Source organism: Pseudomonas sp. BIOMIG1BAC, assembly GCF_001705995.2.
Classification (GTDB): domain Bacteria; phylum Pseudomonadota; class Gammaproteobacteria; order Pseudomonadales; family Pseudomonadaceae; genus Aquipseudomonas; species Aquipseudomonas sessilinigenes.
Genome location: NZ_CP049045.1, coordinates 3,574,361 through 3,592,488 on the forward strand (window position 1 = coordinate 3,574,361; position 18,128 = coordinate 3,592,488).

Consider the following 18,128-nt stretch of genomic DNA (forward strand, 5'->3'; position numbering starts at 1 on the left):
GGTCAATAGGCCGAGTCGCTGGCCGCTACCGTGTCTTCGCTGCTGGCGCTGCGCTTGCGCGAGGCCGGCTTGGCGCTCTGTTCGAAATGCGCCTGGCGTTGTTGCAAGGCTTCCAACAGACCGAAATCCTGCGGGAAGTCGTCTACCTGGATCGCGTGATCGCCGTACTCCACATAGCGGTCGAGCAATTCGTCCTCGTCCTGGCTGATCAATTGCAGTTCCCGGGCCTTGAGTCGCCATACGTCGAAGGCGTCGCGGGAGATCGGCAGCGGTGCCAGGGTGCCCTGCTTGACCGCCGGCTTGAGCCGCGCCTCGATCAGCTCCACCTGCGGTTGCAGGCGGAACGCCAGTTCGCCGTAGGCCAGCTTGTCGATGTCCGGTTGCGGGATGTAGGAATCGGCCAGCAGGCGGTCGCGGGTCGCGCCCGGGGTCTGCACCAGCTCGGCGACCTCTGCCAGCAGGCGGTCGCTGGGTTTGTGCTGGGGAATGCCGAACGGAAAGCTCAGGCCACGAATGATCCGCGCCGCGGCCTTGGACGGGTAGTTTTCCAGGACTTCGGCCAGGGCCTCGTGAGCCCGCAGCAGCGCGTCCTGGGCAGCCCAGTGCACCAGGGGCAGGTCGGCCTGGGGCCGGCCATCGTCCTCGAAGCGCTTGAACACGCAGGACAGGATGTACAGCTGGGAGAGGATGTCGCCCAAACGCCCGGTGATGCTTTCCTTGCGCTTGAGTGCGCCGCCCAGCACGCCCATGGAGATATCCGAGACCAGGGCCAGCACCACCGACAGGCGCTGGACCTGGCGGTAGTAAGGCGCCAGGGCCTTGTCGGTGTTGCTCGGGGCCTTGATCAGGCGCCCGCCGGTCACCGCATGCACGGCCGCGCGCACGGTGTTGGCGAAGACGAAGCTGATGTGGCCGAACATGGCGCTGTCGAAATCCTCCAGGCCCTTGCGCCCGGTATCGCGGGCCGCCTCCATCTCGCGGAACACGTAAGGATGGCAACGGATCAACCCCTGGCCGTAGATGATCAGGCAGCGGGTCATGATGTTCGCGCCTTCCACGGTGATGGCGATCGGGCTTTGCTGGTAGGCGCGGGCCAGGAAGTTGTTGGGGCCCATGCAGATGCCCTTGCCAGCGACGATATCCATGCCGTCGTTGACGATGATCCGCGCGCGCTCGGTGACGTGGTACTTGGCGATGGCCGAGATCACCGAAGGTTTTTCGCCGGCATCCAGGGACGCCACCGATACCCGGCGTACCGAGTCACAGGCATACAGGTGCCCGGACATGCGCGCCAGGGGCGCCTGGACGCCCTCGAACTTGCCAATGGGCAGGCCGAACTGCTTGCGCATCGCCGCATAGGCGGTCGTGCCGCGGACCGCGACCTTGCCCAGGCCGACGTTGGACGACGGCAGGGAAATCGCCCGCCCGGCGGCCAGGCACTCCATCAGCATGCGCCAGCCATTGCCCACCTGCGCCGCGCCGCCAATCACCCACTCCAGGGGAATGAACACATCCTTGCCGGTAGTCGGGCCGTTCTGGAATACCGCGTTCAGCGGCCAATGCCGGCGCCCGGTGTTCACCCCCGGATGGGTGGTGGGAATCAGTGCGCAGGTGATGCCCAGGCTGCCCTTCTTGCCCAGCAGGCCGTCCGGGTCTTCGGCGCGAAATGCCAGGCCCAGCACGGTGGCGATCGGCCCCAGGGTGATGTAGCGCTTGTCCCAGGTGACACGAAAGCCCAGGACCTCCTGGCCTTCGAACTGGCCCTTGCAGACCACGCCGGTATCGGGGATGGCCCCGGCGTCGGAGCCGGCATAGGGGCTGGTCAGGGCAAAGCATGGAATGTCTTCGCCACGGGCCAGGCGCGGCAGGTAGTGCTGGCGCTGGGCCTCGGTGCCGTAGTGCAGCAGCAGTTCGGCCGGGCCCAGGGAGTTGGGCACCATGACCGAGATCGCCGCCGCCGAGCAGCGGGTGGAGAGCTTCATCACCACCTGGGAATGGGCATAGTGCGAGAAACCTTTGCCGCCGTACTGCTTGGGAATAATCATCCCCAGGAAGCCGGCTTCCTTGGTGTACTGCCAGGCCTTGGGCGACAGGTCCTGCCAGACCTGGGTGGTTTCCCAGTCGTTGGCCATGTCGCACAGGGTTTCCACTTCGTTGTCCATGAACGCCTGCTCTTCGGCGCTCAGGCTGGCCGGTGCAGCACCCAGCAGGCGTTTCCAGTCGGGCTTGCCGCTGAACAGCTCGGCGTCCCACCACACGGTGCCGGACTCGATGGCCGCACGCTCGGTATCGGACATCGCCGGCATGATCTTGCGAAACATCGCCAAGGCCTTGCTGGTGAGCAAGGTACGACGCAGCGGCTTGAGCGTCAGCAATGCAGCAGGTGCTACCACCAGCACGATCCCCAGGACCAGGCCCAGGGTACCTACCAGGCCCAGCAGATGCCCGGCCGCCAGCCAGACCAGGCCGGCACCCAGCCACAGGGCTGCCGTGGCCTGCCGATACGCCAGGGCCAACGCCGCGGCAACTCCCACCAATAACCAGACAATCATGGAATACCTCTCTTGTTCTAACGAGACAGCTCCTTGGAGCCCGGGCGTTGTGCCGGCCCCTCGGAAACCACACTACAAAGGAAACAAGTGCGTTTCAAATTTTATTTTGAAATTTTTATTTAACATTTTTCTACAGCACAAAATGGCTGAACGCAGTCAGCCAGAAGGGGGAAAAATGAATGAAAACGGCCTCTACAAAGGCCTGTTTAGCCAACGGCAGCAGCGCAATTCCTTGGTGCTGTCGTTGGCTCGGTGGGGGTTCGTCCTTAGAAGCTATAGGTGGCGGATAGGCTCACCACTTCACCCTTGGCATCGACCTTGCCGTCCAGGCGAGAACCGCCGAGGCGGTCCTGGTTGACGGTCTTGAGCTTGGCTTCCTTGACGAATTGCCGGGAGTAGGCGCCGTCGATGGTCAGGCCGGGAATGGCCTTGATGTCATAGCCAAAGCCCAGGGAGGTGAACCAGCGATCGTTGTCCGGGATCCGCGGGTCACGGGTCGAATCCCGGGTCGGGGTCTCGTCGAATGCCACACCGGCACGCAAGGTCAGCTGGTCGGTGAGGCGATAGTCGCCGCCCAGGGAGTACATCATGGTGTCTTTGTATTTGTACGGGATGGAGACGATGGTGTTGCCTTGGGACTTGAGGGTCAGGTCCTTGAACGATGACCATTGGGTCCAGAGCATACTGGCTCCGAGAGTGAAACGATCATCGAACACATGCACCCAGTCCAGGCCGACGGTTGCAGGAATATCCAGTTGCGTGGACGCCTTGGCTCCGTCGGGGTTCAGCTTCAGGCCGGGATAGGCCGCTTCTACCAGAGTCTTGTTGCCCGGGTACGCAGGGATCGTCATTTGATCACGCCCCAGTTTATCGGCATAGATGTTGTAATTCCCCTCCATCTTGTTCTTGATCTTGGCGTGATAATTCAGGCCCAGCGTGTCACGATCCGTGGGCTTCCAGACCACACCGGTGAACCAGCCTACCGAGGTGTTGTCCACCTTTACCCGCATCAAGTTGGACCCTGCTCCAGATGGAAAAGGGATCGATCCGCCCAACCCAGGAGAGAGAGCCGCAGCCCCGCTGAGGTTGAGGTTCTGACTGACGAATCCCTGGCTTCGCTGGACGATGAGGCCTCCCCCTATGGAAAAATCATCCCTGACTTTGAACGATAACGAACCGGTCAAGCCCACGGTTTCGATCTTGGTATCGACAGCAAAGTCACGGAGCTTGGAGCCGTTCTGGTCCCAGGTACTGCGCATGCCCATGGGCACGACCTGGCTAAGACCGAAAGCGAACCGATCATTGATCGGCATCACCATGAACCCTGTCGGCAGCCACGCGGTAAAGCCACCCTGGCCACCATTGCCGTCCAGAGGAACAGCCGTATCACCCGGAATGCCATCTCCATCCACAGGCAGCATGGTCGCCGGGTCCCCACGGAAGTCATAGGCATTGCCTTTGTACTTCATCTTGATGCGGGCGTAGTCGACCGTCATCTGGGCAACGTTGCGATCGATAAAGGCCATGGCCGCCGGGTTGTTGAATGCAGCGCTAGGGTCGTTCTTGAACAGCGAGCCTCCCCCGAAGGCTCGACCCCATCCAGGAGCCCCGTAGGTCGGAGTAGAGAAACCACCCGCCTGCACCGAGCCAGAGCCGATCAGGCTTCCCAATACTGCCAGGCCAATGGCCGCCTGGAGCTTGTATTTCTTGTTATTCATGCCCTACTCCTTACTTACCTTACTTATTGTTATCGGCTGTGATCGGTCAACCCACCGATCTTGGGTACTGCTGCTGGCATCTGCAATCAGACGCCTGTTTCCGGTAAAACTAAAAACTGCAACTCATGCATTCATCATGGCGACACCGTTAAACGTGGCGTTGGCTGGACACTCAAAACCGTGATCTTGCATTTGCCAACTGGCTGCGATGAAGGGATGCTCAGGGTATTGGTTGAGTTATCCCAAATAACATTGATAGTTACCGGGATCGGACTGCAATAGTTAACAAACCTCAGATTCATTTTCGACACAGTGCCTGCAGCAACAGTGGGAAAGTACAAGTTCCAAGGTAGGGTCAGCGCGTTGCCCACCGTGCATGGAGGGCTGCTACCATTGATGGAAAAATTGGAGATCAGAGCCTTCGAACCATCTGGCGCCACAGCGCCATAGATATTGACATTGCAGGGAAAAGGAACATTAAAAAAGTCTGGCGACGTAATTGAAATAATACCCGCCGCGGAAAAATTAACGCCTGGAGGTGCAATGGTGACGGCACCAGCCAAAGATGTTACGCCCAGGAAAATGAGGCAAGAAACCAAAGACAACAGTGCCTTGATACTTTCCATTGACTTGCCTCCTCATTCCTGGAACTCATCCGATGCCCTAAAGACCATATCTTTCGCAAAAGCAACAATTCGCCCTGTCATCTATAGTCATCAAGGCTGATACATAGAAAACTTCAAATCTTGCAACAGGCACTTCGAGCGAAGTGCCCGTGCCCAACAGTTCTAACTCTGGCTCAATCCGACACAGTGAAACGTGGATTTGGATTGACACTCAAATCCGTGATCGTGCACCGCCCCACCTGCTGCGCAGAGCTGACCCACAGTCGATTTTGCTCATTGCTCCAATTACCACTGACGGTCGCCGGCGTATTGCCGCAATCAGAGAGCGCCCAGAACATAACGCCGGAAACTGTACCAGTAGTGGTGCTGGTAGCGGTCAAGGTCCAAGGCAGGTTCTTCAACACTGGCACTTTACAGAGCTGGTTACTGCCACTGATCGTAGCGCCCGTAATCATGGCCTTGGAGCCATCTGCCGTCACATTGCCGCTGAAATTGATATTGCAGGTCACCGGCATAAAGAAAAGAGCAGGCACCTTTACCGTAATAGTACCCGGAGCAGTGAAACTCGCCCCTTTAGGTTCAATGGTCGCTGCGCTGACCATTGACGTCACGCCCAGACAGATAACACAAGACGCCACAGAAAACAGAGTTTTTATAGTGTTCATCGCGTTATGCCTCTTAATGTTTGGACTCGACCGAACATCCATTCAAGTTATTGTTAGTTAGTTCATCACACCTCAACTTTCAGTTACGTTGCAGATCAGTCTTCAGTACATTGCAACAGGCACCCCAAGCGAGGTGCCTGTTTTCCCAGCCGGTGATCAGCAGGCTAGAAACTTACACCTGCATCAGTTCGATACAGTGAAACGTGGATCTGGGTTGACGCTCAAAGCAGTGATCTTGCATTTGCCGACTGGCTGCGCCGAAGGAACGCTCAGGGTGTTGGTCCCATTGTTCCAGGCAATATTGATGGTGACCGGAGTAGCGCTGCAGTCGCTGAGGATCTTGAAGTTCACGCCAGATACAGTGCCCGAGGTGGCGTTGGCGGGAGTCAGGGTCCAAGGCAGGTTGAGCAGTACTGGCACACCGCACAGTGGGTTAGAACCGTTGACAGTGGCGCCAGTGATGGTGGCGTTAGGGCCGTTCACAGTACCGGTGAAGTTGATGTTGCAGGTCACCGGCTGATTGAACGACGCAGGCGAGGATACAGTGATGGAGCCCGGAGCCGAGAACGGACCGGCAGGGCTGATGGTCGCTGCGCTAGCCATCGACGCGGCGCCGAGGCAGATGGCGAAGGAAGCGACAGATACCAGAGTCTTGATGCTTTGCATTGTTGTTTTCCTCAAGAATTAGGCAACCAGTGTTGCCAGGGGGTTATCAGCCTTGCCAGGTTGTCGATGACGCCATCGGCGCTCCGGCTCGACCGAATTCGGTACTGGAGTGCGCTAGGGTGATATCGATGCTGTTTGGACAGCCGGGGCTTTCCAATCCGCTTGCAAGATCATCAGCGTCCCTCCTTGGATTCTGTTTTTACTCAGGGTGCCACCCGGAACTTGGGCGGCATCTGGATCGATACGGTCTTGATGGTGCAGCCGCCGTCGAGGCTGACCTGGGCCGCTTCGAGTTTGCCGGTGGTGTTGTTCCAGCTGCCTTCGGCTGTGCTCGGGCCGCATTCACCGCCCACCAGGGGGGCGTGCACCGTGACCCGGATACCCGACATGGCACCGCTGGTTTCGTCCTTGGCGATCAGCTTCCAGGGCAAGTGCGTGGCCTCGACCTGGCCACACTTGAGGCCGCCGCTGAAATCGACTTTCTCGACACTGGCATAGCTGCCATCAGGACTGATCTTGCCGCTGACCTGGATGGTGCAATCGGCATTGATAATGCTCTTGGCAAAACTGATGGGGCCCTTGGCGGTGAACTCGGTGTTGGCCGGTTCGATGCGCGCGGCGTCGGCCGCGTTCATCAGCGATACACCCACCAGGACCACGAACAGACGGGCTGCGAACAGCGGTGAGATAGACATCCGTGACTTCCTTACAGTTGCTTATTGTTGTTGTCGGTCAACGTGTTTAAGGACTTCTGTCTTGCTCTGCTCACCCTTCAAGAGGTGAATCACAGGCGAACACAACCGGTTCACGAGCACTTGAAGTGGTGAGCAGTACAACTAAAGAGCGGTGTCTCAATCGGTTGCGTTGAAGCCGTAGCGCTTGAGTATCTCGGCACGCTTGGCCGGCTGGATATTGGCCAGCCGTACATCACCCGAGTAGTGGGCCAATACCCGGTGATCCATCAGCCGGCGCCAGAGGAACGGTACGTAGGCCCAGACGATCATGGTGGCGTAGCCATAAGGCAGCTGCGGTGACTCATCGAAGTGGCGCAGCGCCTGGTAGGCACGAGTGGGGTTGGCATGGTGGTCCGAATGCCGCTGCAACTGGAACAGGAAGATATTGGTGACGATCCGGTTGCTGTTCCAGGAATGGCGTGGCGAGCAGCGCTCATAGCGGCCATTGGGTTGTTTCTGGCGCAGCAGGCCGTAGTGCTCCACGTAGTTCACCACTTCCAGCAGGGAGAAACCGTAGATGCCCTGGATCAACAGGAACGGGATCACCGCAACGCCCAACCAAGCGATCAGCACCCCCCACAGCACCAGGCTGTAGGCCCAGGAACTGAGCACGGTGTTCTTCCAGTGCAGGGTCGGCAGGCCCTGCTTGCGCAGCCGCTCGCTTTCCAGGTGCCAGGCCGAGCGCAGGCTGAACCACACGGTGCGTGGCAGGAAGCTCCAGAACGACTCGCCAAGACGCGAACTGGCAGGGTCTTCCGGTGTGGCCACGCGGACGTGGTGCCCACGGTTGTGCTCGACGAAAAAGTGCCCATAGAAGGTCGAGGCCAGGGCCAGCTTGGCCAGGAACTTGGACATCAGCAGGTTCTTGTGTCCCAACTCATGGGCGATGTTGATGGCGATGCCAGTAGCCGCCCCAGTGGACATGGCCATGCCCAGGTAGGTGAACCAGGTCACGCTGCCGTGCAATTGCGAACGTTCGGTAACGAATGCCGCGAAATTCGCCAGGCCGCCCTGCAGGTGCAGCTGTTCGCTCAGCTGGACCAGGCCGCCGGCCATGATCCAGTCCACCCCATGGACTGCCATCCAGGCGGTGACTATCAGGGACAGCACCGAGAGCACGGCGCAGCTGTAGACAATGAAACGGTAGTAGGGTTGTTTTTCCAGGTCTGGAACAGCGGATTCAGGCGGGTTGCTGGTGTCTTCGCCAATCAGGCCGTCGATCAAGGGGATCAGGCCGAAGATCACCAGTACACCGATCCACCAGGAGAGCTGGATACCGGTAAGGAGCGCGAACACTCCAGACAACAAGGGGGTGATCATGGGCAAGGTGCCCAGCCACCACAGGTGACGCTTGCCATCGGTCCAGACTTGAGGTGCCGCCACTGAAACATTCATGGCAGCCTCCGCAGGATGGCAGAGGACAAGGATGCTATTAACCTGGCAAATAAATAGGGCATATTAGATAATCTGTCTCCATGAAAATAGATGCCCGTAAACTCAGCCCCCAAGAACAACGTGAAAAGCGCTCCACGGCCCTACGCATGCGTGAGCAGGGTTACACCTACAAGGCTATTGGCGAAGCGGTTGGTGTTCACCCCCGCACTATTGCTCACTGGGCGCAGGTCGCAGAACATAAAGGCGAAAAGGCTGCCATTGCCGGCGGCCAGCGTGGTGTGCGCCAGGGTGATCGCCGCAGTTTGAGCTCCAGCCAGGAAGTGCTGATTCGCACCTTGATGACCGATAAGATGCCCGACCAACTCAAGCTCGGCTTTGCGCTCTGGACGCGTGATGCGGTGCGAGAACTGATCCGCCAGCGCTGTGGTTTTCTCATGCCGGTTCGAACGGTTGGTGAATACCTCAAGCGTTGGGGCTACACCCCGCAGCGCCCACTGCATCGGGCTTATCAGCAGAAACCTGAAGTGGTTCAGCACTGGCTGGATAATGAATATCCACGCATCGCACAGCGGGCCAGGGCTGAGAATGGTGAGATTCAGTGGGGCGACGAAACCGGTATGCGCAGTGACAGCCATGCTGGCCGCAGCTACGCCCCTATTGGCGAAACGCCGGTGCGCCTGGTCAGCGGCAGTCGTTTTTCCACCAACATGATTTCCACCGTGACCAATCGGGGCAAACTGCGCTTCATGCTGTATCGGGAAACGCTGACAGCCCCAGTGCTGATTCGCTTCCTGAGTCGCCTGATTCGCGATGCTCAGGGCCGCAAGGTGTTCCTGATTCTCGACAACCTGCGCGTACACCACAGCAAAAAGGTGAGCGCCTGGGTTGGCGACCGCAAAGAGCAAATCGAACTGTTCTTCTTGCCGGCCTACGCCCCGGAGTTGAACCCTGACGAGTATTTGAATTGTGATTTGAAACATCAGGTTCGCACGGGCTTGCCGGCGCGTAATCAGGACGAACTGGAAAGGCGTGTTCGCTCGGTCATGAGACGATTGCAATTACGCCCTCAAAGAATCCGTTCTTATTTCCGGCATCCACGTATCGCCTACGCAGCATGATTTGGTGTATTTGATTGCCGGGTTAATATAAAGGAAAGCGCATCTGCGCTGTCCGAAGCGAGAGTGAATGAAGATGAAGCGTGAAATGGCGGTATTTTCATTATTTTAACCACTCAATTGCACTTTCAAAAAAAACATTCAAAACATTTTTTTAAAATAAATAGCGCGGATTCGATAGCTCGTCAACTATTTTTTCAGTCTGTTTTGAATGTCGCCCGTAAAGCAGTTACAGCTGCTGCCAAAGTCGTCGCCGGGCCCCCGAAAGCACCCCGCACCACGCCCCTAGCCTGCTCGTGATGCCGCGAACGGCGGATGCAATATGGTCGCGCTACGCTGCGGTCCGGCCTGCCCGGCAACGTGCCGGACCATGGCGACCACCCGTTCTACCGCGGTAATGGGCAGCATGTGTCCGCGCCCTTGAACGATCTCCAGCGCCAGGCCCGGCACCTTGCCGACCATGGACTCGCCGTGCCTGCGGTAGCTCAGGACCGGGTCCTTGGAGCCGTAGATCAGGCCCACCGGCAGCTTCAGGCTGGAGTAATGCTTGACCATGTCGGGCAAGGCCCGGTTGACCACGGCAATCTCGCTGGAGGCGTTGTAGAAGTTGCTCGTACGCATGCCCAAGAGGCCGCCGCCGCGTACCGCAAAGTCCTCGGGCACCGGGTCCGGGGCGAATACCGCCTTGACCAGGCTGTGCCGCCCGAGCATGGCCATGGGCGCGGCCAACGTCAGTGACATCCAGCGGCGCAGCAGGGCCGGCCGCACGCCCAGGGACAGGAACACCAGGGGCAGCATCCGTTGCGGGTGGGTCAGGGGCGCCACCAGGACCAGCCCCGACACAGACTGCGGGTGATTCAGCGCCAGCGACAAGGCAATGGCGCCACCCAGGGAATGCCCGAGCACCAAAGGTTGCCCAAGGTCCAGGGTCCGGATGAACTTGGCGATCAGGCTGGCCTGGGCCGGCAGGTCGGCCGGGGCCCCTCGGGCCCGGGTGGAGTAACCGGAGCCGGGGCGATCGAGGGTGATCACCCGAAACTGCTCACGCAGTTGTGGCGCCAGGGAATGGGTCAGGTTGCGTGCGCAGCCGGACAGGCCGTGGATCATCAGGAGCACCGGTCCCCTGCCCTCATCGGTGTAGTGCAGGCGTTCGCCCCCGACCTCAAGAAAGCGCCCGTTGATCGGCACCTGGCTTTCTATCTTGCGGTCGATACGAAAGCTCACCAGCCAAAGCACCACACTGACCACCAGGAATACCGTCGCCGCTACCAGCCATTCCATACCACGCCCCCTCGAGCTGACCTGTCTCGCGCGGCAACCGAATCACTGATCCGGCCCGGCTTGTCGCCCTGGCCTGGTACCGCCTGTGGAATCCCACCCAAGTCCGGATGGAGCCCGCAAATCCACAGGCGACGAGCGCAGGTGACATTTTCAGGTGATTTATTTAAATTAATTTTTAAAACATTATTTTAAATTGTGCAATCCTGAGTTTTCACTCACTGACGAAAGTCACCCAAGCGTCACTACAATCGAGGTACACACAATGAATGCGTACTCGCCACCCGACGGCCCCGAGGTCGTCGATATCGCCATCATCGGCGCAGGCTTTGCCGGCTTGTGCATGGCGATCAAGCTCAAGCAGGCCGGAATCACGGATTTCTTCGTTGCCGAACAGGCTGCCTCCCTGGGGGGCACATGGCGCGACAACCACTACCCGGGCTGCGCCTGCGACGTGCAATCCCATGTCTATTCCTTTTCCTTCGCTCCCAACCCGAACTGGACGCGGCAATTCGCCCCCCAGCCGGAAATCCGCGAATACCTGGAAAACTGCGCCCGGGATTTCGCCCTGGCGCCCTACCTGTGCTTCAACATGGGCCTGGAGCAAGCGGTCTTCGATGAGGATCGTGAGCGTTGGCAACTGCATTTCAGCAATGGCCGCCGGGTCAGCGCCCGGGTCCTGGTGTCCGGCATGGGCGGCCTGTCGCGCCCGGCGATCCCCGACATCCCGGGGCTCGAGACATTCACCGGCAAGCGCTTCCACTCCCAGCAGTGGGACCATCGCTACTCCCTACAAGGCAAGCGGGTCGCGGTGATCGGCACCGGTGCCAGTGCCATCCAGTTCGTACCGAAGATCGCCCCGCGAGTGGCTCAGCTCAAGCTGTTCCAGCGCACTCCACCGTGGATCATGCCCAAGCCCGATCGCAAGCTTGGTGCCCTGGAGCGCTGGGCCTTCAAGCACCTGCCCTTTACCCAGCGCCTGGCCCGCTCGGCGCTGTACTGGGCCCTGGAAAGCCGGGTGATCGCTTTCGCCCGGCGGCCCAAACTGATGAAGGTGGTGCAGCGCGTAGCCTTGCGCCACTTGCGCAAGCAAGTGCCCGACCCACTGCTGCGCCAGCGCCTGACTCCCGACTACACCATCGGCTGCAAGCGCATCCTGATCTCCAACGACTACTACCCGGCCCTGTCCAGGGGTAACGTCGGCGTGGTCAGCGAAGCCATCGAGCGCATCGAGGCCGATGCCGTGGTCACTGCCGACGGCACCCGCCATCCCGTGGACTGCATCATCTTCGGTACCGGCTTCCAGGCCACCGACCCGCTGCCCCATGGCCTGCTCTTCGGCCGCCAGGGCCAGGACCTGATGGACTACTGGTCCAAAGGCGCCCACGCCTACCTGGGCACCTGCCTGCCGGGGTTCCCCAACCTGTTCATGATCGTCGGCCCCAACACCGGGCTGGGGCATAACTCGATGATTCTGATGATCGAGGCCCAGGTGGACTACATCCTCAAGGCCCTGGAGCGGATGCGCCAGGACGGCATCGGTGCCCTGGAGGTCAAGGCCGACATAGAGCGCCAGTACAACCAGCGCCTGCAACAACGCCTGGCCGGGGCCATCTGGTCCACGGGCGGTTGCCGCAGCTGGTACCTGGACCCACGCAGCGGGCAGAACACCACGCTCTGGCCCGGCTCAACCCTGAGCTTCAAGAAGACCCTGCAGCACTTCGAACTACGGGACTACCTGAGCAGCCGCCTGCCCGGCCCCGTTCCTGTAGCCGCGCCGATCGTCGCGCATCCACTGAACCTGCAAGAGGCCGTCACCCATGAAGAACTTCAACGGTAAAGTCGCCGCCATCACCGGTGCGGCCTCCGGCATGGGGCGCGCCCTGGCCATCGCCCTGGCCCGCGAAGGCTGCCACCTGGCCCTGGCCGACAAGAATCCCCAGGGCCTGGCCCAGACCGTCGCCCAGGCCCAGGCCGCCACCTTGTTGCCATTGCGCATCAGCAGCCGGGAGCTGGACGTCGGCGATCGCGACGCCATGTTCGCCTGGGCCGCCGCCAGCGCTGCCGAGCACGGTCAGATCAACCTGATCTTCAACAACGCCGGGGTCGCCCTGTCGAGCACTGTCGAAGGCTCGAGCCTGGCGGACCTGGAGTGGATCGTCGATGTCAACTTCTGGGGCGTGGTGCATGGCACCCAGGCCTTCCTGCCCTACCTCAAGCAGGCGGGCGACGGCCACATCATCAACACCTCCAGCGTGTTCGGACTGTTCTCGCAACCGGGCATGAGCGGCTACAACGCCACCAAGTTCGCCGTGCGCGGCTTTACCGAGTCCCTGCGCCAGGAACTCGACCTGCAGGGCAACGGAGTCTCCGCCACCTGCGTACACCCCGGCGGCATCCGTACCGACATCGCTCGCACCAGTCGCATCAGCGACAACGTCAAGGGATTCCTCATCGACAACGAACAGCAAGCCCGTGACGACTTCGAAAAGCTGTTCATCACCTCGGCGCAAACCGCCGCCAAGGTCATCCTCCTGGGGGTGCGCAAGAACAAGCGCCGGGTACTGATCGGCCGCGACGCGCACTTCCTCGACCTGTTCATCCGCCTCTTGCCCAGCGCCTACCAGGCCCTGGTGGTATGGGTCAGCCGACGCATGGCGCCCAAGCCGGGCAAGGCTCGGCCAGCGGTGTATGAACCCCAGGATGAACGCGGCCTGTGAGGCCGCAACCTATTTCCATGTCTAGAGGAGCGACAGCCATGCTGCCCGTCCGCCGTGACATCAAGGTCGAACTGCCTGCCGAGCGCATCTGCGATTGGCACGAACAAGGCAGCCACGTGAGCCATTTCTTCAATGCCCTGTCCCTGCTGTTTCCATCCGGCGAGCTGTTCTTCATGGACAGCGTGCGCCACTACCGCGAGCACATCCACGACCCCGAGCTCAAGCGCCAGATCCAGGGCTTCATCGGCCAGGAGGCCATGCACAGCCGCGAGCACCAGCAGTACAACGATCTGTTGCAAAACGTCGGGTTGCCGGCCCACCTGCTGGATCGGCGCTTGCGCATGATCCTCGACTTCCAGAAGAAGCACTTCGCTCCCGCCTTCAACCTGGCGCTGACCATCGCCCTGGAGCACTACACGGCGATCCTCGCCGACCTGCTGCTGCGTGATCCCAGTCGCTTCGGTGACTCGGTGGAAGGCTACCGGCAGATGTGGCAGTGGCACGCGCTGGAGGAGACCGAGCACAAGGCGGTGGCCTACGACGTCTGGAACACCGTGCTCAAGCCGGGCCCCAAACGCTATCTGATCCGCACCGGCACCATGCTGTTCACCACCCTGACCTTCTGGCTGGTAGTGTTCGATTTCCATGTGCGCCTGCTGATCGCCGATCGCAAGCGTGGTGGCCACTGGCGCGGGATGTGGCAGGTGATCAAGTACCTCTACGGGCCCAAGGGGATATTCCCACGGATCGCCCTGCCCTGGCTGCAGTACTTCAAGCCGGGGTTCCACCCCTGGGATCACGACAACCGCCACCAGTTGCAGCGCATCGATGGCCTGGTACGAGACATCGAGCAGACCCGCTCCGCGGCAGCCAAGTAAGAGACCGTGCCGGGCACTCGACAATCACGGGCAGCCTGGGCAGTTCCCGGCGCAATCCCCGGGGGCTGCTAATCTGCAGCGGACCCTTCGTGCTCCCGAGCCTGCCCATGATCCTGATCCTGCTGCCCCACGCCGACTACGACCCCACCGAAAGCGGCCTGCCCTGGCAAGCCGCCCGGCAGGCCGGTTTCGAGGCATGCTTTGCAACGCCATTGGGGATGCCGGCCTATGCCGACTCGCGCCTGGTCAGCCTGGGCTTCGGCCCGCTCAACCCGATGCTCATGACCCGCGTCGCCGACCTGGAGCGCTACCATGACATGACCCGCGATCCGGCCTTTCGCGATCCGCTGGGCTACGCCGAGGTCGATCCGCAGGCGTTCGAGGGCCTGCTGATCCCGGGAGGCCATGCCCGAGGCATGCGTAGCCTGCTGGAATCTGATCAAGTGCGGCGGATCATCCTGGCCTTCTTTCGCGCCGACAAACCGGTAGCCGCGGTGTGCCACGGCCCCCTGGCCCTGGCTCGCTGCATCGATCCGCAGACTGGCCACTCGGTACTTTACGGGCGCAAGGTCACGGCCTTGCTGGCCGGCCCCATGGAACTGATGGCCTGGATCGCCACCGCCCCATGGCTGGGACGCTATTACCGCACCTACGACCACAGCGTCGAAGAAGAGATCAAGTCGGTCCTGGCCAACCCGCAGGACTTCATCCGTGGTCCGTTGCTGCCCAGGCGCGATTCGGCGCAGCATCCCGAGCGCGGTTTCGTAGTCCGCGATCGCAACTTGCTGACTGCACGCTGGCCCGGGGACTGCCACCGCTTTGCCAACGAGTGGGTGGATCTGCTGCAGCAAGCGCGCACTGCCCAGCCTCAGCCGCTACAGGTCACCCGCTGACCCGGCTTGAAGGCGTATCGGCGAGCCGCCCAGACCAGCACCAGCCCCATCGTGGCCAAGGCTGCCATCGCCCAGGGGAAGGACAGCGCACCGAAACGCTGCAGTAACAGGCCGCCCACCACCCCGCCACCGGCGATTCCCAGGTTGAACAAGGTCACCAGCATCGACTGGGCGACATCGGCCCCTTCCCCGGCGGCGTCTGCCACGGCAGTCTGCAGCAGGGTCGGTGCACCACCGAAGGTCAGGCCCCAGGCGATGATGGCCGGCCATACCAGCCATGGCTGCCGGCCAGCGATCCCCAATAGCAAGCAGGCCAGGGCGAAACCCGCCAGGCTGCACAGGGTCAGGCCCCGCAGCCAGCGATCCACCAGCAATCCGGTGCCCCAGATCCCCAGCAGCGACGCCAGGCCGAACAGCAACAAGGCGCGGTCCAGACTGCTGGCCAGCCCCAGGGATTCGAGGAACACCGCGATATAGGTGTAGAGAATGTTATGGGCCAGGATCCAGACGAAGATCACCAGCAGCGCCTGGGCAATCCCCGGAGTCAGGAAAATCTTCCCTAACGGCTGGCGTTGACCGGCTTGTTGCCCGGGCTGATCAGGGACCGCCAGGCGCACCCAGAGCCACAAGGCCAGGGCCAATAGGGACAAGCTCCAGAACACCGATTGCCAGTCCATCCAGGTCCCGAGCCAAGTGCCCAGCGGCACGCCCAGGCACAGGGCCAGCGGCTGGCCGACGCCCATCACCGCCAAAGCCCGCCCCTGCAACGCAGGAACCACCAGGCGCCGCGCGTAACCGGCCAGCAATCCCCAGACCAGCCCCGCCGCCATGCCAGCGGCAAACCGCGCGACCAGGGTCAGGCCATAGTGAGTCGACAGAGCCGTGAGGCTGTTACCTAGGAGCAAGCCGCCAATAGCCAGCAACAACAAGGGCCGGCGCCGCCAACTGCGGGTCGCGGCGACCAGCGGAATGGCGGCCGCCACCGAGCCCAGGGCATAGACGCTGATCAACTGTCCGGCCATGGCCTGGTCGATGGCCAAGCCATGGCTGATCTGCGGCAGCAGCCCGGCGGGCAGGGTTTCGGTGACGATGGCGATGAAGCCAGCCAGGGTCAGGGCCAAGAGGCGCCAGACCGGCAGCCGCGTGGCGGCGGCCGGATAAGATTCGGGGATGTTCATTCTGAAGATACTCACGCAAGCAACGATCAGGGCTGCGGCAGGCACCACTGTGGCCACCGCAGTAAAAGGCCGGGTTTCAGCCGAGGTAGGAGGCAGCCATGTCCTTGTCGCCATGGCCTTTGTCGAGGGCGCGCTGGAAACGCTGGATCCCTGCCTCGGCCAGATCGACCTTGACTCCGGCCTGCTGCGCGGCAGCCACCATCAGCTGGGCATCCTTCAAGGCATTGGCGAGGGTGAAGCTGGGGCGGTAATCATCGTTGAGCATGGCGGCGGTCTTGGCCTGGAAGTAGCCGCTGTCCAGGGGGCCGCCGGTTACCAACTCGACCACCAGCGCCGGGTCCACGCCAAGCCCCCTGGCCAGCGCCAGGCTCTCCGCGGCGCCGTGGGTCAAGGCCAGCACCCAGCTGTTGAGGGCCAACTTCAAGCGACTGCCGCCGCCAGGCACTTCACTGACCCAGGTCACTCGCTTGGCAATGGCATCGAACAGCGATTGGAGCTGGGCCCGGTACCCCTCGGGCCCAGCCCCCAGCACCAGCAGTTGCCCCTGTTCCGCTGGCTGCCGGGTACCGAGGACTGGGGCGTCGTAGAACACCAGCCCCCGGGCCTGGGCAAAGCCATGCAGCTCATCACAGGCCTGGACGCCCACCGTGGCCATTTGCAGCCAGAGCATACCGGGCTCCAGGGCCGGGCCAGCCTGCTCCATGGCCGCCAGCACGGCGGGGCCGTCCTTGCCCAGGGTAATGATCACCTCAGCCCCACGCACGGCATCCGCGGCCTGCTCGAACACCTGGACGCCCTCTTCCTGCAGCGCCTGGGCCCGCTGTGGCGTGCGGTTCCAGGCACGCACTGCAAACCCACGGCGTTGCAGGTTGCGCGCTACCGCCGCCCCCATGATGCCGATACCCAATACCGCGACTGAACCAAATAGCTTGGACATGATGTGTTTCTCCGATTTCAGCGATTTTTTTGGAATGATCATTCCAATAAAGGGTAAAAAAACAGCCACCCCGCGGGCTGGCTGAGCGATACATCGACCGCTGTACAGCGGCCTGGACAACGGCCACGCCAGGCGTCAGGCCAGGCTGGCCAGGGCCACCTCCACGACATCCAGCAGGCGCTGGCGGCGCTCATCAGGCAGGCTGCCCTTGCCCAGCACCCGCAGGCCCTGGATGGTGCACACCACAAAGCTGGCCAGGGCCCGGGGATTCTTCTGCGACGCGACCTGTCCCTGTTCCTGCCCCTGTCGCAGCACTTGCTCCAGCGCTGCCTCGATGCGCTTGAAGTTCTGCGCAACCCATTGCGCCACCACCGGGTCCTGACCGGCCATTTCCAGTGAAGCATTAGCCGCCAGGCAGCCCAGGCGCTGGTCGTCCTGCAATTCGTTGTCAACGATCTTCATCAGCAGGCGCCGCACCCGCTCCAGGGCCGGAGCCTCTTGGCCCAGTAGTTCGATATTGGCCGTGGTCATCTGCTGATAACGCTTGAGCGCGCACATGTAGAGCCCATGCTTGCTGTCGAAGGCGTTGTACAGGCTGCTGCGGCTCAGGCCTGTGCCCTCCACCAGGTCCTGGATGGAAGTGGCGGCATAACCGCGCTGCCAGAACACCTGCATGGCGGCATCGGCGATCTGGTCGGGGTCGAACTCCTTGGGACGCACGGCAAACACCTTTATGGAATGATCGTTCCATAAATTAAAGGTGCTACGGGTGA

The 18,128-nt window shown here is 61.4% G+C and carries 16 protein-coding genes; 5 read left to right on the forward strand and 11 right to left on the reverse strand.

Going from position 1 to position 18,128, the window contains the following annotated elements:
• Window positions 1-2: 2 nt before the first annotated feature.
• The 7 genes from ATY02_RS16655 to ATY02_RS16685 all read right to left on the reverse strand — a co-directional run bounded on the left by ATY02_RS16655 (window position 3) and on the right by ATY02_RS16685 (window position 8,356).
• On the reverse strand, window positions 3-2,552 hold the full coding sequence (locus ATY02_RS16655) for an acyl-CoA dehydrogenase (RefSeq protein ID WP_068576079.1): 2,550 nt from the start codon (window positions 2,550-2,552) through the stop codon (window positions 3-5).
• 266 nt (window positions 2,553-2,818) lie between these two features.
• On the reverse strand, window positions 2,819-4,270 hold the full coding sequence (locus tag ATY02_RS16660; RefSeq protein ID WP_068576076.1) for an outer membrane protein transport protein: 1,452 nt from the start codon (window positions 4,268-4,270) through the stop codon (window positions 2,819-2,821).
• Window positions 4,271-4,404: 134 nt separating this feature from the next.
• Complete coding sequence (gene praB / locus ATY02_RS16665; protein WP_141698182.1) at window positions 4,405-4,896, reverse strand: alkane oxidation protein activator PraB; 492 nt, start codon at window positions 4,894-4,896, stop codon at window positions 4,405-4,407.
• A 173-nt stretch (window positions 4,897-5,069) separates the two neighbouring features.
• Window positions 5,070-5,561: an alkane oxidation protein activator PraB gene (gene praB / locus ATY02_RS16670; RefSeq protein WP_083236049.1), complete on the reverse strand. Its 492-nt coding sequence runs from the start codon at window positions 5,559-5,561 to the stop codon at window positions 5,070-5,072.
• A 183-nt stretch (window positions 5,562-5,744) separates the two neighbouring features.
• Window positions 5,745-6,227, reverse strand: a complete 483-nt coding sequence (gene praB, locus ATY02_RS16675; protein WP_068576072.1) for an alkane oxidation protein activator PraB — start codon at window positions 6,225-6,227, stop codon at window positions 5,745-5,747.
• A gap of 203 nt (window positions 6,228-6,430) precedes the next feature.
• Window positions 6,431-6,922, reverse strand: a complete 492-nt coding sequence (gene praA / locus ATY02_RS16680; RefSeq protein ID WP_068576070.1) for an alkane oxidation protein activator PraA — start codon at window positions 6,920-6,922, stop codon at window positions 6,431-6,433.
• A 156-nt stretch (window positions 6,923-7,078) separates the two neighbouring features.
• Window positions 7,079-8,356, reverse strand: a complete 1,278-nt coding sequence (locus tag ATY02_RS16685; RefSeq protein ID WP_068576068.1) for an alkane 1-monooxygenase — start codon at window positions 8,354-8,356, stop codon at window positions 7,079-7,081.
• Window positions 8,357-8,436: 80 nt separating this feature from the next.
• Between ATY02_RS16685 and ATY02_RS16690 the strand changes: the two genes are divergently transcribed.
• On the forward strand, window positions 8,437-9,474 hold the full coding sequence (locus ATY02_RS16690; RefSeq protein ID WP_011911785.1) for an IS630-like element ISPa47 family transposase: 1,038 nt from the start codon (window positions 8,437-8,439) through the stop codon (window positions 9,472-9,474).
• Window positions 9,475-9,756: 282 nt separating this feature from the next.
• Here the strand turns inward: ATY02_RS16690 and ATY02_RS16695 are convergent, their stop codons facing one another.
• Complete coding sequence (locus ATY02_RS16695; RefSeq protein WP_068587361.1) at window positions 9,757-10,752, reverse strand: alpha/beta fold hydrolase; 996 nt, start codon at window positions 10,750-10,752, stop codon at window positions 9,757-9,759.
• 262 nt (window positions 10,753-11,014) lie between these two features.
• Here ATY02_RS16695 and ATY02_RS16700 point away from each other — a divergent pair, with 262 nt between their 5' ends.
• The 4 genes from ATY02_RS16700 (at window position 11,015) to ATY02_RS16715 (ending at window position 15,240) form a co-directional block, all read left to right on the forward strand.
• Window positions 11,015-12,589: a flavin-containing monooxygenase gene (locus tag ATY02_RS16700; protein WP_068587359.1), complete on the forward strand. Its 1,575-nt coding sequence runs from the start codon at window positions 11,015-11,017 to the stop codon at window positions 12,587-12,589.
• Window positions 12,570-13,469, forward strand: a complete 900-nt coding sequence (locus ATY02_RS16705; RefSeq protein ID WP_068587358.1) for an SDR family NAD(P)-dependent oxidoreductase — start codon at window positions 12,570-12,572, stop codon at window positions 13,467-13,469. Before ATY02_RS16700 ends, ATY02_RS16705 begins: the two co-directional genes overlap by 20 nt.
• A gap of 38 nt (window positions 13,470-13,507) precedes the next feature.
• Window positions 13,508-14,347 (forward strand): metal-dependent hydrolase, encoded by an 840-nt coding sequence (locus ATY02_RS16710; protein WP_068587356.1) that lies wholly within the window; start codon window positions 13,508-13,510, stop codon window positions 14,345-14,347.
• Between the two features lie 107 nt (window positions 14,348-14,454).
• Entirely contained in the window at window positions 14,455-15,240 is a 786-nt protein-coding gene (locus tag ATY02_RS16715) for a type 1 glutamine amidotransferase domain-containing protein (protein ID WP_068587354.1), read from the forward strand.
• On the opposite strand, the gene ATY02_RS16720 is transcribed toward ATY02_RS16715, so the two are convergent.
• The 3 genes from ATY02_RS16720 to ATY02_RS16730 form a co-directional block, all read right to left on the reverse strand.
• Window positions 15,216-16,418, reverse strand: a complete 1,203-nt coding sequence (locus ATY02_RS16720) for an MFS transporter (protein ID WP_068587352.1) — start codon at window positions 16,416-16,418, stop codon at window positions 15,216-15,218. The two genes, ATY02_RS16715 and ATY02_RS16720, sit on opposite strands and share 25 nt — an antisense overlap.
• A 76-nt stretch (window positions 16,419-16,494) precedes the next feature.
• Window positions 16,495-17,355, reverse strand: coding sequence for an NAD(P)-dependent oxidoreductase (locus ATY02_RS16725; RefSeq protein ID WP_083235704.1), 861 nt, complete (start codon window positions 17,353-17,355; stop codon window positions 16,495-16,497).
• Window positions 17,356-17,490: 135 nt separating this feature from the next.
• Window positions 17,491-18,075, reverse strand: a complete 585-nt coding sequence (locus ATY02_RS16730) for a TetR/AcrR family transcriptional regulator (RefSeq protein ID WP_068587368.1) — start codon at window positions 18,073-18,075, stop codon at window positions 17,491-17,493.
• Window positions 18,076-18,128 lie beyond the last annotated feature (53 nt).